General features: G+C 45.5%; 14 protein-coding genes. 12 read left to right on the top strand and 2 right to left on the bottom strand.

Going from position 1 to position 16922, the window contains the following annotated elements; genetic code table 11:
* Positions 1-13: 13 nt before the first annotated feature.
* Together G589_RS0105500 and G589_RS0105495 are read right to left on the bottom strand one after the other, a co-directional pair.
* Positions 14-1696 (bottom strand): sensor domain-containing diguanylate cyclase, encoded by a 1683-nt coding sequence (locus G589_RS0105500; protein WP_026521379.1) that lies wholly within the window; start codon positions 1694-1696, stop codon positions 14-16.
* Positions 1689-3410 carry a GGDEF domain-containing protein gene (locus G589_RS0105495; protein ID WP_026521378.1) on the bottom strand — a complete coding sequence of 574 codons (1722 nt, stop codon included), beginning with the start codon at positions 3408-3410 and terminating at the stop codon, positions 1689-1691. Before G589_RS0105495 ends, G589_RS0105500 begins: the two co-directional genes overlap by 8 nt.
* Before the next feature lie 99 nt (positions 3411-3509).
* Here G589_RS0105495 and G589_RS0105490 point away from each other — a divergent pair, with 99 nt between their 5' ends.
* The 12 genes from G589_RS0105490 to G589_RS0105435 all read left to right on the top strand — a co-directional run bounded on the left by G589_RS0105490 (position 3510) and on the right by G589_RS0105435 (position 16903).
* Positions 3510-4883 carry a CCA tRNA nucleotidyltransferase gene (locus G589_RS0105490; protein WP_026521377.1) on the top strand — a complete coding sequence of 458 codons (1374 nt, stop codon included), beginning with the start codon at positions 3510-3512 and terminating at the stop codon, positions 4881-4883.
* Positions 4870-6627: a PEGA domain-containing protein gene (locus G589_RS0105485; RefSeq protein ID WP_026521376.1), complete on the top strand. Its 1758-nt coding sequence runs from the start codon at positions 4870-4872 to the stop codon at positions 6625-6627. The genes G589_RS0105490 and G589_RS0105485 overlap by 14 nt, the downstream gene beginning before the upstream one ends.
* Before the next feature lie 2 nt (positions 6628-6629).
* Positions 6630-6869: an RNA-binding S4 domain-containing protein gene (locus G589_RS0105480; protein ID WP_026512395.1), complete on the top strand. Its 240-nt coding sequence runs from the start codon at positions 6630-6632 to the stop codon at positions 6867-6869.
* A gap of 50 nt (positions 6870-6919) precedes the next feature.
* On the top strand, positions 6920-7231 hold the full coding sequence (locus tag G589_RS0105475; RefSeq protein ID WP_022767936.1) for a septum formation initiator family protein: 312 nt from the start codon (positions 6920-6922) through the stop codon (positions 7229-7231).
* A 79-nt stretch (positions 7232-7310) separates the two neighbouring features.
* On the top strand, positions 7311-8729 hold the full coding sequence (gene tilS, locus G589_RS0105470) for a tRNA lysidine(34) synthetase TilS (protein ID WP_026521375.1): 1419 nt from the start codon (positions 7311-7313) through the stop codon (positions 8727-8729).
* Positions 8722-9246: a hypoxanthine phosphoribosyltransferase gene (hpt, locus tag G589_RS0105465; protein ID WP_022764867.1), complete on the top strand. Its 525-nt coding sequence runs from the start codon at positions 8722-8724 to the stop codon at positions 9244-9246. The genes tilS and hpt overlap by 8 nt, the downstream gene beginning before the upstream one ends.
* 39 nt (positions 9247-9285) lie before the next feature.
* Positions 9286-11151 (top strand): ATP-dependent zinc metalloprotease FtsH, encoded by a 1866-nt coding sequence (gene ftsH, locus G589_RS0105460; RefSeq protein ID WP_026521374.1) that lies wholly within the window; start codon positions 9286-9288, stop codon positions 11149-11151.
* 218 nt (positions 11152-11369) lie between these two features.
* Positions 11370-13463 (top strand): alpha-glycosidase, encoded by a 2094-nt coding sequence (locus G589_RS0105455; protein WP_026521373.1) that lies wholly within the window; start codon positions 11370-11372, stop codon positions 13461-13463.
* A 65-nt stretch (positions 13464-13528) separates the two neighbouring features.
* On the top strand, positions 13529-14392 hold the full coding sequence (gene fba, locus G589_RS0105450; RefSeq protein WP_022767932.1) for a class II fructose-1,6-bisphosphate aldolase: 864 nt from the start codon (positions 13529-13531) through the stop codon (positions 14390-14392).
* 92 nt (positions 14393-14484) lie between these two features.
* On the top strand, positions 14485-14988 hold the full coding sequence (locus G589_RS0105445) for a GreA/GreB family elongation factor (protein ID WP_026521372.1): 504 nt from the start codon (positions 14485-14487) through the stop codon (positions 14986-14988).
* Positions 14989-15020: 32 nt separating this feature from the next.
* Positions 15021-15527, top strand: a complete 507-nt coding sequence (locus G589_RS0105440; RefSeq protein ID WP_026521371.1) for a flavin reductase — start codon at positions 15021-15023, stop codon at positions 15525-15527.
* A gap of 32 nt (positions 15528-15559) precedes the next feature.
* A complete protein-coding gene (locus G589_RS0105435; RefSeq protein WP_026521370.1) occupies positions 15560-16903 on the top strand; it encodes an ABC transporter substrate-binding protein in 1344 nt (447 codons plus the stop codon).
* Positions 16904-16922: the final 19 nt, after the last annotated feature.

Raw genomic sequence — 16922 nt, 5'->3', positions numbered from 1 at the left:
GCGCGTCCTTTTTTTATCTCTTCATCATGTTTGCGTAGTGAGCTCTCTTGTAGTCATACATTCTCTGATCAGCAAGCATGAACACCGAATGTGTATCCCCATCTTCTACCTCTTCTCTGAAAGCGTAGCCATAGGACACACTGTGATTGACGTCAGGAACTTTTTTATCAAGCTCTAAAAGCTCCTGATCCAGTTTAACAAGTCTTTTATCAAGCTCCATTGGAGTTGTCTTTTCAATCAGAACTAAAAATTCGTCTCCGCCGATTCTGGTACAGACTCCGAGATCCCCAATAACTGCTTTAAGTGTATCCGCAAAGGACTTAAGAAGCCTATCCCCGGCCGGATGTCCGGCGTTGTCGTTGACCTCTTTAAGACCGTTAAGATCAAGGCTCAGCAGACAGAAATTCTTGTCTGACTTATTAAAGACATCAAGCCTTTCGTCACAGCTGACTCTGTTTGGAAGGCCGGTGAGATTGTCGATGTAGGCAATCTTTGTAAGGGCTGCATACTCTTTTTTCTGTGCAAAAGAGTGGGTCATATATACAAAGTAATTAAGCAGCTGCATAAATACGAAGAACATAACTCCGGTGGGCATGATGGCGGAGATGATCGGGGTGCTGGCAAAGCCAATATACTGGTGAAGCACAGCGGCTATTATGTAGCCAAACAGTGACACTGCCATGAAAGTTATGCCTATCATCAGGATCAGCCTCGAGGAATTGTGGCTTTTGCTCTTTAAGTCCATGTAGACATAGGCTACCAGTATGATCATACCCACAGTAGAAATAAAGTAGTAGGGATACTGGAAATGATTTATGTGCACAACATTCAAGAAGTGCAGGAACATGAAAGTGAGAGAAAAGGCAAGAGTCGAAAGCCCCATTACTATCAGTATTTTATTCTCCCAACGTCTGTGAAGATCAAATACAATGGCATAGATAAGCGGCGTTATCAGGTACATGGTGCAGAACTCAAGCGTTGTATTTATGTTGGGAGGCAGCACAAAGTCCGTGACATCAAAGGCGGTTAAGATCCAGCATCCAAGAACAATATTGAGGACAGAGCACAGAATCTGTGTTGTAACGCCGGCTGACCTGATATAGAAGAGCAGTGATATTATCAGGAACACCTCTCCAAACATAAGCATGAAAAGACCTATAGTGAAGGGGTAGATCATTGAATGGATCATGTCTCTGTAAATATCATCGAAGTCACCGATCAAAGGCGTGATTATATCGGCTCTTGTGGAGTTTTCGGTAACATAGAGCCTGATGGTAAGTCTTTTACCCACGTAGTTATCGGGGAGTGGGATGAAATTGTAACCGACACCGATAAACTCTTTGTTTGAAGAGCTCTCAGGGACAGTGCTGCTTATGAGTTCTTCATCCAGGAAGATCTCATAGTAGCAGTATCTTGTCTTGAAGGCGAGGTAAGGGAAATCGCAGCGAATATCAACAAGAGGTGAAGTCTGGCTTAAGTAGACAACGTCACCTCTTGAGAATGTAGCTCCAACCTGAGTGCTCATATGCTCAAGATTAGTGTTTAAGTACTGCTGGTTTCTGTAGGTTACAGTCCAGCCTTTTTCGAGTTTCATAATAGGGTGCGTGGGCTTAAAGGAGAAGAAAAATGCTGCAAATGTAAAGAACAGCGCAAGTAAAGCCAGGGCTAATGTAAGGAAAGATAAGAATTTACGCATTCTTTATCACCTCCTTACGCTTGTCTGACTGATGCTCTCTCTTCATCTCATACATTCGGCTGTCTGCCAGCATGTAGACTTCCTGAGCAGATCCGCTGGGGACTTCGTAGCTGTAGGCATAGCCGTAGGACGCACTGTATTGGAATACCTGCTCTTTGTGATTCCAGTCACTGATCATTGAGTAGAGCTCGTGTATCCTCTTGGTGGTGCTAAGGGCTCTTTCTTCTGTGAGGATTACGATAAATTCATCGCCGCCCATTCTTCCTACAAGGTTAGCATCCAAAAAGCAGTCGGAGAGTATGGTTGCAAAGCCGGACAGAAGGCGGTCGCCTTCGTGGTGGCCAAGGGTATCGTTTACCTGTTTTAGTTTGTTGAGGTCGAGACTTATTATGGTGTACTGAGTGCGCTCTTTGGTAAGCAGGTCCATAACCTGTTCGCAACGGGCTCTGTTGGCAAGACCCGTAAGGGGATCCGTGTAGGCAAGGGATGATATCTTGCTCTGCATGGACTGAAGGTTTGAGTTGTAAATGATGTATAGCAGGTAACTTATAAGGAGCGAGCAAACAAGAAGTACAGCGCCGCCGGTGAAGAATGCGATGGTAGTTGATGATTCTCCCTGCTTTGAGAGGTACTTGGTGTAGTTGTATCTGAAGATATCAACAACCGACAGAGCCGTGAAAATGATAAGACCTACGGAAAAGACATTGTCGGAGGAAATCAGACGGAAATCCGGATCCTTAAACAATTTTGCTGCAGCTCTTATGATTATTACGGTGCAGACGATTGCCTCAAAAAGGGCAAGACCCTGAAGCATCGGTGTAAATTCGAAGATCCTGCGGTTTGCAATAACAGTAAAGAAGAATACCGAAAGGAATACCAGAACATTTGCAACGAAAAGTGCTCTGAATATCTTCTTTAGCTTGTCTGTTGAGATGGACATGAAGTATCCGATGATGGCTGTCGGAATATTGTACATGGAAGAATATTCGCAAATGGTGTTAAGGCTCGGATTGTTGCACAGAAGATCGATAAGTCCGTAAAAAGAGTATATGAACAGTCCAAGAAGTAGTGATATAAGACCGCTGAAAAAGAGTCTTAAGTCATTGCTGTGGTAAATGACCATGTAGGGAGAGAGGATCATCAGGGCAAGGCCCAGGATCATCAAAAAGTCACCGATTATTATATTTGAGCGCATGTTTGAGATGTGATAGGTTAGAATGTCGCGTCTTTCTCCGACAGTTATGGGAGAGGCGCCTGAAAAAGATCTTGTTCTGGTACCCGAGATGGCAATCCTAAGCTCTTTTCCCAGATAATCCTGTCCCAGCGCAATGTAATTGTAGCGCTTGGGGACAGTCCGGTCGTTTTCGTAGTAGTCATGACCGAAGGAATAGATCATCTCATTATCAAGATAAACATCTACCAAAGCGTGGATGGAATACATGATAAGGCAGGGGTTCTCAAGCTTGAAATCAGGAAGCCTGCGGCTAAGGATCACCACATCACCTTCATCAATAAGGCCAAGGCCGGCATCAAGAAGCGAATCCGAAGAATTCGGGACACCATTTAAAGAGATCTCCCAGTCGTCGTTCAGGCTGTAGATCCCGGATCGTGGTTTAAAGAAAGTATCTGAAATAAAGAAAATTGCAATAACTGATATTATGAGCAGTAGTATTGCCGCTAATTTATCATAGCGACTATAGTCCCAAAATTTCATAAACTTTTCCTCATTATTACATATATTCAGTATATAACCTTAATGACAAAATTCCTAGCAAATATTCACAAAATCAGGCCTATAGGCTATTATGAAGGTATGAAGATTACAATACCGGAAAATGCAAAATTCATTCTCGACACCATGCACAAGGCAGGGTTTGAAGCTTATATAGTGGGTGGCTGTGTTCGTGATGCTCTTCTGGGAAGGACTCCGGAGGACTGGGACATCACCACGAATGCGCTTCCCCAGGATACCAAGAAGCTCTTTAAAAGAACCATCGACACAGGAATAGAACACGGAACCGTTACGGTGATGATGGGAAAAGAGGGGTATGAGGTAACAACTTACAGGATCGATGGAATTTACGAGGACGGCCGTCACCCCAAGGAGGTCACATTTACAAGGGACCTCTATGAAGACATGATGCGCAGGGACTTTACCATAAACGCCATGGCTTACAATGAGGAAGAGGGCCTGATCGACAGGTTTGATGGCAAGAAGGATTTAGAGGACCATATCATAAGGTGCGTAGGAAACCCAAAGGAGAGGTTTTCCGAGGACGCCCTGAGGATCATGAGAGCTGTGAGATTTGCTGCGCAGCTTGACTATGAGATTGAAGAGGAGACGAAGAAGGCCATAAAAGAGCTGGCGCCTACCCTTTCAAAGATCAGCGCCGAGAGGATTCAGACAGAGCTGGTGAAGCTCCTGCAATCTCCCCATCCCGAGAAGATCAAGATGGCTTACGAGCTGGGAATAACCGCGGTGATCCTTCCTGAGTTCGATAAATGTATGGATACGCCACAGGAGAATATCCACCACATGTACAACGTCGGGGATCACACGGTGGAAGCTATGAAGAATGTGCGTCCTGACAAGGTTTTGCGCCTTACAATGCTGATGCATGATATGGGAAAACCTGATACAATGGAGATAGATGACGAGGGAGTTCATCACTTCTACAACCATGACCTGGTCAGCGCTGAGATCGCAAAAAAGATCTTCAGGCGTCTTAAGTTTGACAGAGATACCATGGACAGGGTCTGCAACCTGGTTCTATACCACGATTACAGGTTTCCGCCAAAGGCTTCCAGTATCAGGAGAGCCATGGCTCGTGTAGGAGAAGAAGATTTCCCTCTGCTTTTTGAGGTCAGATATGCAGATACCATGGCCCAGAGCGATTATCAAAGAGATGATAAGTTGCAGGTCATTGAGCAGTGTAAAGCTGTATACAAGGAGATTTTAGACAGGAAGGACTGTGTTAACCTTAAGAACCTGGCAGTCAAGGGGAAGGACCTCATTGATCTGGGGATCGCCCCAGGTAAGACGCTGGGAAACATCCTTAGTGCGATGCTGATGGATGTCATTGAACATCCCGAGCACAACACCAAGGAGTATTTGCTTAAGCCGGAGCGCCTAAGAGAAGAATACATGAAGGATCATGTGGAACGGGAGAACCATGATTACGACTAAGAGAATACTCAGGGCACTACTTGCAATTACATTATCGTTGGGCATGCTTATCTCTTCGCCGCAGAGCATAACCAGGGCGGCAGACAACGCTGATAAGATCACGGTTTCACTTATCGGCAAGTATGATTCTGCAGATACTGCGGCTATCAGAGAGATCGACACCACCAAAAAGCTCATAAGATTCAGAAATCATCAGACAGGCAAGACCTACACCCTGTCCTATGACAACACGAGCATGATGTATGATGCCAGAGGAACGGTTTTGTCAGCATCTCTTTTAGAGGTAGGCGAGATTGTTGATGTTACCTTCCTTAAGAGCAGCAAGCACATAACAACATTAAATGTTTCATCCGATGCCTGGGTTGTGGAGAACACAAGAAACCATGACCTTGTAAGGGGCGACGGCACAGCAAGGATCCAGGGAGATATCTACAAAATAGATGCAAGGACTCTGGTCATGGCTGAAGGCGAACTTGCTCTTGCTGAGGATGTACTTGATACAGACAGAATTACAGTCAGTGGTATTGGGAAAGATATTTACAGCGTAGTTGTCACAAGCGGACATGGCTATGTGAGCCTTTCCTCGGATACTGTTGAAGATCACAGCCTTGTGGGAGCATGGCTTGAGCTGGACAACGAGGTAATACACAAGATTTCTCCGAACATGATGCTCAGCGCCCCTGAGGGAGATTACAATCTTCAGATCCTTGGTAACGGCGCAAGCTATCAGACGGAGGTCAACATCAGCCGCAATCAGGAAACAGTGGTTGATACGGGAAGAGTATCCATATCTAAGCCAAAAGAGTCACTGATCACCTTTGAGATCATTCCGGAAGATGCTGAGGTCTTCGTTGACGGACAAAGAGCTCTTACGGGAGTTCCACAGAGCATCAATTACGGCTATCACACCCTGAAAGTCCTTGCAGAGGGATATGTTACTCAGAATAAGTACCTCAAGGTTGGAACAGCCAAGGCAGTTATTCAGATAGAACTGGAAAAAGACTCTGATGCAGCAGCGGATGCATCGAGCGAAGAAGCGTCTACTGCAGTCGGATCAAGCAGCAGCGCATCAACACTGACGAGCTATCCTGTCGGAACCATAGACTTTGGTGAATCAAGTTCTGCAGCTTCCAAGGCAGCCACAGTCAGCAGTAACTCTTCATCGGAAGAGGATAAGCCCAACAAAGAGATCAAGGGATACAAGATTTATTTCGATAAACCTTATGGAGCTGAGGTGTATTTCGACGGCGCCTATGTTGGCGTTGTTCCCACCAGCGTAAACAAGATTTCCGGAAATCATGAAGTCATCCTCAAGATGGACGGGTATGAGACCAAGAGCTACAGGATCAACGTGGATAAGGAAGAGGACAACAAGTCCTACTCATTCCCTGATCTTGTAAAGATTGAGACAGACGATGATTCTTCCTCTTCAAGCAGCGCATCAAGCGGAGATTCCTCCTCAAGCAGTGACTCATCCAGCACGGATGACTCATCAGACAGTGGTGACAGTGCCTCAACAGAGGATTCATCATCTTCAGGAGATGCTTCAACTACCGAGGACTCAGCACCTGCAGGAGATTCCGGATCATCATCTGACAGCGCATCCACAGGGGATTCTTCAGGGGAAGGAGACTCGGCAGCAGACGACTCCTCCAAGGAGAGCAGCTCATCCGAGGATGCATCAAAGGAAAGCAGTACAAACGAAGGAGCAAGCGATGCAGCGAGTGCCGCATCCGGTGAATGATAATGAGACTTGATAAGTATTTAAAAGTAACCAGACTGATTAAGAGAAGGACCGTGGCTAATGACGCCTGCGATGCCGGCAGAGTTTCCATAAACGGAAAGCCCGCCAAGGCAGGAACAGAGGTCAAGGTTGGAGACAAGATAACCATAGGCTTTGGCAACAAGGATGTTTCCGTGGAAGTCCTTGACGTGCAGGAAACCGTGCACAAAGAGGATGTGAGTAACCTTTACAGGTACATTTAGCTGTATTACAATAAAAATGGTGATATAGTGTTTGAAAGTAGGGGGTAATTATGGCGGCGAGAGCTCGTTATAAAAGGCGCAGGCTCACAAACAGAGCGGGTATCGTCTGGGCAAGCATCGTTGTACTTATTCTTGTGACGGTGGTTTCTGTAAAGAGTATCGGACTTATGCAGAAAGCCAGGGAATATCAGGAAAAGGAACAGCAGCTTCTGCAGCAGATCGAGTACGAGAATCAGAGAAGTGAAGATATCGCTGAGTTTGAGCGCTATACAGAGACGCGTAAGTATATAGAGGATACAGCCAAGGAAAAGCTGGGACTGGTTTATCCGGGAGAGATCATCTTTAAGAACTCGGATAACTGATAGCTAAGCAGTTAGGCGCAGACATCTATACGGGGTTCGTATGAGTCTGCGCTTTTGATATTCAAGAAGCACGATTCTAATGGACAAATTCACATCAAAGGTACTTAGTTTCATAAAGGAAAACGGGATGTTATCCCCGGGGGATAAAGTTGTGGTTGGCTTCTCAGGAGGAGCGGACTCCACAGCTCTTTTAAACGTGCTCTTTGAACTGAGAGCCGTCCTTAAGATCGAGGTTGCAGCGATCCACCTAAATCACGGGATGAGGCAGGAGGCCGGACAGGACGAGGAGTTTTCAAAGGGCTTTTGTCTTGAGAGAGATATTCCTTTTAAGCCTGTAAAGGTCGATGTCCCAAAGATGGCAAGGGAGCTGAAACTGACAGAAGAGGAAGCCGGAAGAAGAGCCAGGTACGAGGCCTTTGAGCTTTATGCAAAAGAGATCGGAGCAGGAGCAATAGCTGTTGCACATCACAAAAATGACGTGGCGGAGACTCTTCTCATGAACCTGTCGAGGGGGTGCGGTCTTCACGGGGCAGCAGCCATAAGGCCTGTCAGGGACAATATCATAAGACCTCTTCTTTGCGTAGACAGGAATGAGATTGAGAATTACCTTCGGGAAAAAGAGATTTCTTTTTGCACAGACAAAACTAATTATGAAAATATTCATACTAGAAATATCATCAGAAATCGCCTGATCCCGGAGTTTGAAGAAAATGTAAACCAGAAAGCCGTAAGTCACATGGCAAGGGCAGCAGCCTCTTTTGAAAAGGCAGATGAGTTTGTAAGGAGCTATGCCCGTAAGGTATTTGAGGACATCGCAGAGGTTTCAGAAGGATCGGTCAAGCTTGATGCAAAAAAGCTTCTTAAGGAAGCTGACATTATCAGGGAAAATGTTGTACTTATGGCATTTGAGGAGCTTGTTAAGAGCCGCAAGGATATCGGATTTGTCCACGTGGATGACGTGCTGGGGCTTACTAATGACTTATCGGGAACAGCATCGGTGGACCTTCCCTATGGTCTTAGAGCTGTAAGAACCTACAATGTCCTTTATCTGGGAGCTGCGGAAAACCAGGTGGCTTCAGATGAAGAGATAAGCTTATCCCTCGCGGACGGAGAGGAAACCGAGATTGATATTCCGGGTCTGGGAAGGGCTCAGATTGCAGTAATTTCCTACGATGAACAAAAAGAAGTGCCCACACAGACATATACGAAATGGTTCGATTATGATAGAATACAAGCAGTTTCATTTCGAAAGCGAAGACGTGGCGACATCATTCGGATAAGTCAGGGAGATATGCTCCATTCCAAGGATCTGTCCAAGTTTATGACGGATGAGAAGATCCCAAGACCTGAGAGAGTTGGCATATACATTCTCTGTGACGGGGATGAAGTTATGTGGGTTCCGGGCTATCGAATGAGTGATGCTTACAAAGTAAGTAAAGCTACAAAAAGAGTTTTAGCAATAAATATCAAGCAGACTGGAGGAAAGAGTAATGGCTGAATCTGTACGTATATTACTTTCAGAAGAGGAAGTAGACAAGAGGATCAAGGAACTTGGAGAGGCAATAAGCAGGGATTACGCGGGCGAGACCGTGCACCTTGTTTGCGTCCTTAAGGGCGGTGTTTTCTTTATGTGTGAGCTTGCAAAGAGAATCACAGTTCCGGTAACAATGGACTTTATGTCTGCATCAAGCTATGGAAGTTCAACAAAATCCAGTGGTGTAGTCAAGATCGTAAAAGACCTTGATGAGCCCTTAAAGGATAGACATGTACTTATCGTTGAGGATATTGTGGATTCAGGCAGAACCCTTTCATATCTGATCAAGATGCTTGGGGATAGAGATCCTGCCAGCATCAAGCTCTGCACACTTCTTGATAAGCCGGAGAGAAGAGTAACAGATGTAAAGGTTGATTACACAGGATTCGAGATTCCTGATGAATTCGTGGTTGGATATGGACTGGACTATGACCAGAGATACCGTAACCTTCCTTATATCGGAGTAGTTGAGTTCAACTAAATCCGAAAGAAAGTATTGTTAAGAGGGGAAAAACGCAAGTTGAATCGTTCAAGGAACTTTAATTCTATATTTATTTTTGTGATCGTGCTCCTTGTGGCCGTTGTGGCCCTGGAGTACGGAAGAGGACTGGTGGATAATTCAGGACCTGCATATAACAGGGCTTCTCTTGAGAGAGACGTTGAGGCAGACAGAGTCCTGTATGCCGTTATCACACCTAATTCCGAGACGCCGACAGGCCAGGTAAGAGTGAGCTTCAAGGATGAGACCACAGACGCAAGCTTTTACTCAACAGATGTTGTTGATATTGAGAAGTATCTCACCGAGAAGGGTGTAGGCGTTGAGGTCAAGGATGTCCCTTCGGAAAATGTACTTATAAGTGGTATCATTCCCATAATTGTGGGACTGATAGTCATGGTATTTATCTTCTCGCTATTTTCCAACATTCAGAGCCAGGGTTCAGGCAACAGCAAAATGATGAACTTTGGAAAGAGCAGAGCCAGAATGTCCACAGGTGAGGAAAACAAGGTTACCCTCAATGAAGTGGCAGGTCTTAAGGAAGAAAAGGAACAGCTCGCGGAGATAATCGAGTTTTTAAGAGATCCCGAGAAGTTTACCAAGGTTGGAGCAAGAATTCCCAAGGGAGTTCTCCTTGAAGGTGCTCCCGGAACCGGTAAGACCCTTCTTGCAAGAGCAGTTGCAGGAGAAGCGGGAGTTCCGTTCTTTAGTATTTCAGGTTCAGACTTTGTGGAGATGTTTGTAGGTGTCGGCGCATCAAGAGTAAGAGATCTCTTTGCGGATGCAAAAAAGAATGCTCCATGTATCGTGTTTATCGATGAGATCGACGCAGTAGCAAGAAGACGTGGAACAGGAATGGGCGGCGGACACGATGAGAGAGAGCAGACACTGAACCAGCTCCTTGTTGAGATGGACGGTTTTGGTGTCAACGAAGGCATCATCGTAATGGCAGCAACGAACAGAGTAGATATCCTTGATCCTGCTATCTTAAGACCGGGTCGTTTTGACAGAAAGATCACTGTTTCAAGACCTGACGTAGGCGGAAGAGAGGAAATCCTCAAGGTTCATGCCAAGAACAAGCCACTTTCCGATGACGTAGATATCAAGCAGGTGGCACAGACCACAGCAGGCTTTACCGGAGCAGATCTTGAGAACCTTCTTAACGAGTCTGCAATAAGGGCAGCCATCGATAACAGACAGTTCATCAAGCAGGAAGATATAAACAAAGCTTTTATCCAGGTTGGAATAGGTACAGAGAAGCACAGCAGGATCATCTCTGACAAGGAAAAGAAGATCACGGCTTACCATGAGACAGGACATGCGATCCTCTTCCATGTACTTCCGGAGGTTGGCCCTGTTCATACCGTATCCATTATTCCTACAGGTCTTGGGGCAGCAGGCTATACAATGCCACTTCCCGAGAACGACGATATGTTCCTTACAAAGCGCAAGATGCTTGAGGATATCATGGTTTCTCTCGGCGGAAGAATCGCTGAGGAGATCATATTCGGCGAATCGGATATCACAACAGGTGCTTCCAGTGACATAAGAAAAGCTACTCAGGAAGCCAGAAGCATGGTTACCAAGTACGGTATGTCAGGAAATATCGGTGTCGTAAACTATGACGACAACGAGGAAGACGTATTTATCGGCTATGACATCTCTCACACCAAGAAGCACTCTGAGCTTGTGGCAGGAGAGATTGACCAGGAAGTTAAGAATATCATTGATAAGTGCTACAAGAAGGCCAAGGAGATCATCCTTCAGTATGAGGACGTTCTTCATGCAAGCTCAAAGATACTGATCGAGAAAGAAAAGATCGGAAGAGAAGAGTTTGAAGCCCTCTTCGAAGGCCACACCATCACAGAGGATGTGGATGTAGAACTTTGATTGTGAAATATGCACAAAAACATGACGCTGTTTTTGACAAATTTGTGAAGTATTAGTCTTTACGTGGGTTTGAGGGGATGCTAGTATAATAGGCGTAACCCCCCAATACATTATATAGTTTTTTGCTATACCCCATAAGAAAGAAATACCTTCTCTAAAAAGACAGCTACCCCGCTGTCTTTTTTACTTTATACGAAAAAATATTTAAAGGAACTACTATGAATCAGTCGGCATTCTTTCACGACATGACCTTGGATTATCTAAGGCCTGCGGAACCAGATATCGGGCGTATTACGGATTTCAGATTCAGATGCGCTCATGGGGAGGCTTTGCAGGTCTATTTGGTGTACGGATCTGAGAGCAGAAAGATGAAGCACTCCGAGACTGATAACGGTTTTGATTACTTTGACGTTTCAATAAATATAGGCAAGGATCCATTCAGATATCACTTTGAGATCACAGGAAAAGACGGAAGCTTCTGGCGTTATGACAAAAGAGGCGCTGTTTCTGATGTGATGGAGAGCATGAGATTCCTTGTTATTCCGGGATTTTCCACACCTGAGTGGGCTAAGGGTGCAGTTATGTACCAGATATTCGTTGACAGATTCTGTAACGGTGACCCGGCTAACGATGTGATGACCGGAGAGTATTCATACAGTGGCTTTAAGGCAAAAAAGGTCGATGACTGGGGTAGCTATCCGGATCCCAAGACAGATTTTTGTGAGTTCTACGGGGGCGATCTTCAGGGCGTACTGGACAAACTTGATTATTTAAAGGACCTTGGAGTAGAAGTTATCTACTTCAATCCGTTGTTTGTTTCTCCGTCCTGTCATAAATACGATATCCAGGACTATGATCATATCGATCCTCACTTTGGTAAGATTGTTGAGGATGGTGGCGACATTCTTCCTCAGTTTGAAAAAAATAACAAGAGGGCAGAGCGCTATATTAAGCGTGTCACCAATAAAAAGAACCTAGAAGCCTCTGACAAGCTCTTTGCCAAGGTTGTTTCAGAAGCCCATAAGAGAGACATAAGAGTTATTTTGGACGGAGTCTTTAACCACTGCGGATCCTTTAACAAGTGGCTGGACAGAGAGCTCATCTACGAGGATGCAAAAGGGTATGAAAAAGGTGCCTATGTGGCAGCCACAAGCCCTTATCGAAAATATTTCTCATTTTCTCAGGACAAGTGGCCTTACAACGCAAGCTATGACGGCTGGTGGGGGTACGATACCCTGCCCAAGCTCAATTATGAAGGGTCAAAAGAGCTTGAGGACTACATCATAGGCATCGGCAAAAAATGGGTTTCAGAGCCCTATAACTGCGATGGCTGGAGACTTGATGTGGCAGCGGACCTTGGACACTCCGAGGAGTACAATCACAGATTCTGGAAGAGGTTCAGGGATGAGGTCAAAAAGGCCAATCCTGAGGCCATTATCCTTGCTGAGCACTACGGACCTGCCAGGAGCTGGCTTAATGGCCATGAGTGGGATACCGTCATGAACTATGACGCCTTCATGGAGCCTGTAACCTGGTTCCTTACGGGAATGGACAAGCACAGCGACGAGTTCAGGCCGATACGTGTGGGAAATGCCAGAGAGTTTTTTGATACCATGCTCTATGCAGGGGGCGAGAACTTCACAATGCCTTCTCTCTACACAGCAATGAACGAGCTATCAAATCACGACCACTCCAGGTTCCTTACAAGGACTAGTCAGAAGGTGGGAAGGTGCGATACTCTCATGTCCTCATCTGCTGACACAGGTATCAGAAAGCATGTGATGAGACAGGCTGTAATGATACAGATGACCTGGCCCGGAGCACCTACACTGTACTACGGAGACGAAGCAGGAGTCTGCGGATTTACCGATCCCGACAACAGAAGAACCTACCCCTGGGGCAAGGAAGATAAGCAGATGCTCGCTTTCCATAAAGAGATGATCCGCATCCACAAGGAATGTCCGGAACTTAAGACAGGTTCTGTAAGAGAGCTATATGCCGAGAACAACTTCATGGCCTATGGAAGGTTTAACAGAACCGCAGCTGTCGTGGTTGCAATAAACTTAAATGACTACGAGATCACAAGGGATATTCAGGTATGGCCCATGGGAATCCCGAAGGATGCCAAGTTCAGGCAGCTGATTGTATCTGACAGCACGGGATTTGACGTATCACCAACTACAAAGACCGTAACGGACGGAGTTTTGAGCCTTACAATGTCCAGAAATACAGGATACGTTCTTCGCTACGACAGTTTCGAAGCAACAACGGATGAAGAATTCTGGACAGATAACTTCTTTGGGTTTGATTAAACAAAACAACAAGTATATAATGGTTTTAACCATCAAAACTATCAAATATAAAGGGGAGAAACAAAATGTTAGTATCTGCAAAAGACATGCTTGTAAAAGCAAAAGAAGGCCACTATGCAGTTGGTCAGTTCAACATTAACAACCTTGAGTGGACAAAGTCAGTTCTTTTAACAGCAGAAGAACTTAAGAGCCCTGTAATCCTTGGTGTATCTGAGGGTGCAGGTAAGTACATGACAGGTTTCAGCACTGTTGCAGCTATGGTAAGAGAGATGGACAAGAACCTTGGTATCACTGTTCCTGTAGCTCTTCATCTTGACCACGGCACATACGAAGGATGCTACAAGTGCATCAAGGCCGGATTCACATCCATCATGTTCGACGGATCTCACTACGATATCGAGGAGAACGTTGCAAAGACATCAGAGCTCGTTAACGCAGCTCACATGCTTGGCCTTTCAATCGAGGCTGAGGTTGGATCAATCGGCGGCGAGGAAGACGGTGTTGTAGGAATGGGCGAGTGCGCTGATCCTGCAGAGTGCAAGAGAATCGCTGATCTCGGCGTAGATATGCTTGCAGCAGGAATCGGTAACATCCATGGTAAGTATCCTGAGGGATGGCCTGGACTTAGATTCGACGTTCTCGATGCAATCCAGCAGCAGACAGGTGTAATGCCTCTCGTTCTTCACGGCGGCACAGGAATTCCTTCAGACATGATCAAGAAGGCTATTGACCTTGGTGTATCCAAGATCAACGTAAATACAGAGTGCCAGCTTTCCTTCGCAGATGCTACTCGTAAGTACATCGAGGCAGGCAAGGATCTTGAAGGAAAGGGATTTGACCCTCGTAAGCTTCTTGCTCCAGGCGCTGAGGCTATCAAGGCTACAGTTAAGGAGAAGATGGAGCTCTTTGGATCAGTTGGCAAGGCTTGATTCAGGTAATAGACAGATTTTCCGGAAGGGTAGAGCCAAGGCTTTACCCTTCTTTTTCTTTTAAATTTAAATGATCAGGGGTATGGGTTTAAATGAACAACGAATTAACCAAAAAAGACATCGAAGATATGGAAGCTGAGATCGTACATAGAAAGGTAGTTGTAAGAAAAGAGCTTTTGGAGCACGTGAAGGAAGCAAGGGCTCAGGGCGATCTCTCAGAGAACTTCGAGTACTACGCAGCAAAAAAGGCTAAGAATCAGAATGAGAGCAGGATCAGATTCTTAGAGAGAATGATAAAGACAGCTCGCGTTATAGACGATAATACTAAAGACGACGAAGTAGGAATGAATAAGACCGTTACCATCAGAATGGAAGATGACGGCAGCCTCGAGACCTACAAGGTAGTGACAACAATGAGGAAGAATTCCTTAAAAGGCCTCATCAGTATTGAGTCTCCTTTGGGCAAACAATTACTTGGACATAAGGTAGGAGACCGTGTTACTATTATAGTGAACAGTGAAATTAGTTACGATGTAACGATAATGAACATAGAGAATACCGGATTGACCGAGGAGGATACCATAAGGGATTTCTGACTCGGGGCTCTTAAGAGAAGTGGAGGGAATGCATGCACGTTTTTCAGCCAGTTGATCCTATCGATATCGAGCAGGGAGCATATACTTTTGACGGTACCAAATTTCTTGTGACAGCAGGAAGCGGGGGCAAGGTAAACACAACCACGGCCAAATGGGGTGGCGCAGGTTATCTCTTTGATAAGAGAGTTGTTTATATTTTCCTTCGCGGTAAGAGATATACCAGGGAACTCCTTGATGAAGCCGGTGAGTTTTCACTGAGCTTTCTTAATCAGCAGGAATTTAGAGGGGCCTTCAAGTATCTTGAGGCCGTTTCCGGAAGATTAGAGGATAAGATTGCCGGTGCCCGTCTGACAGTCAATTACGACGACGGGATACCTTTTATTGACGAGGCCGACAATGTCATAACAGCAAGAGTACTCTACAAAAAGGACTTTAGGGAGGATGGTTTTGTAGATAAGAGTCTGGCAGAGGAATATGAAAAAGATGGAGAATATTATATCGTCTACGTTGGGGAAATAAAGAAGATCATGATCAGATGACGACTGAGTAAGGCTATTTGTACGAGGTACATATGAAGAGCAGGAAGCTAAGAAAGATCTTTGTAAGTGTTTTTTCCGCAGTAGCTGTTCTGACAGGTGCGCTTAGTGGCATAAATGTTGCCGGGGCGAACCTGTCTTTTGCTGCGGAAATCCCTGAAACCCACGTACTTAAAGGGGTGGAGTCTGCCCCGGCATCAGGAAAAGATGAGGATGCCACAACCATCAGGATCGGTACCTGGTACACTGAGGACAATCTAACAAATCTTAAGGCATATCTGGCCGAAGAATTTCCAAATTATAATTTTGAATTTGAATATATAGGGAAGAGCAATTACGAGCCCATTATGGATGCGAAGCTTTCGTACAAGGGAGCTCCGGATATTATTTACGTCAACCAGGAGATGGCTGAAAAGCATGCCATTACCGGCTATATTGCCAACCTTAGCGACATAACCGAGAAGTTTAATCGGGAGGCAAAGATAGCTTTTGGCTACGGAAACGCAGTTTATGCAGTGCCTAACACCTCGGAGCTGGAATGTATCTTTTACAACAAGGACATGTTCAGCGCAAAAGGAGCAAGTGTTCCAACGGATTTTGCCACATTCATAGGAGCCTGTGACTACTTCAGAGTAGTGAGAAAGATAAGACCACTGGCAGCGAGCCTTAAGGATCCATACAGCTTTGCCAACAGCGCCATGGGAGTTCTTGCAGCAGATTACTTCTCCACCGACAGAGGAAGCGGCTTTGGAGGAAGACTCCAGTACGGAAGGACCACTTTTACGGAGGAGCTTCGTCCCTACATGAAGGACTGGGAGACACTTCTTGAGCATAAGGTCCTTACACCGGAAATGTACACCATTGACGGTAAAAGAGCTGTCGAAGAATTTGTAAGTGAAAAGGCAGCCATGATCGTCGGAACCCCTGAGACATATCTGGCCATCAAGGAAGCAAGACCTGATATGAATATCGGAACGATGCCTTACTACGGGACTGATGGCGTGGGAATGGCGATAATAGGCGGATGCGACCTGGGATTTGCGCTTAACGCAAACGCCATGAACTATGATAAGGCAAAAGAAGTGCTGGCTTCTCTTTCAAGAGTTAAAGGCCAGGAGGCTCTCTGGAAGGACAGACCCGGAAGCCAGACATATCTGGAAGGGTATGCCTTTAATGTAGATGAGGCATATAAAGGGATTGAAGTCTGCTACAAAAAGGGACTGGTGTTTACTCCCTGGATGGACTGGGGAAAGGACTTAAACAGAAGAGTGCACTATACCTACGGAAGAGAACTTCAGAAAGTGCTTCTAAGGAGAGAGACGCTGGATGAGGCGCTTGCCAACGTAGATAAGCTGGTATATGAGATACTCCACGAGTGATAAATAAGGAGCGGCTAAA

The organism is Butyrivibrio sp. VCB2001 (assembly GCF_000423965.1).
Lineage (GTDB): Bacteria > Bacillota > Clostridia > Lachnospirales > Lachnospiraceae > Butyrivibrio.
This window is presented reverse-complemented; position numbering and strand designations above follow the sequence as displayed.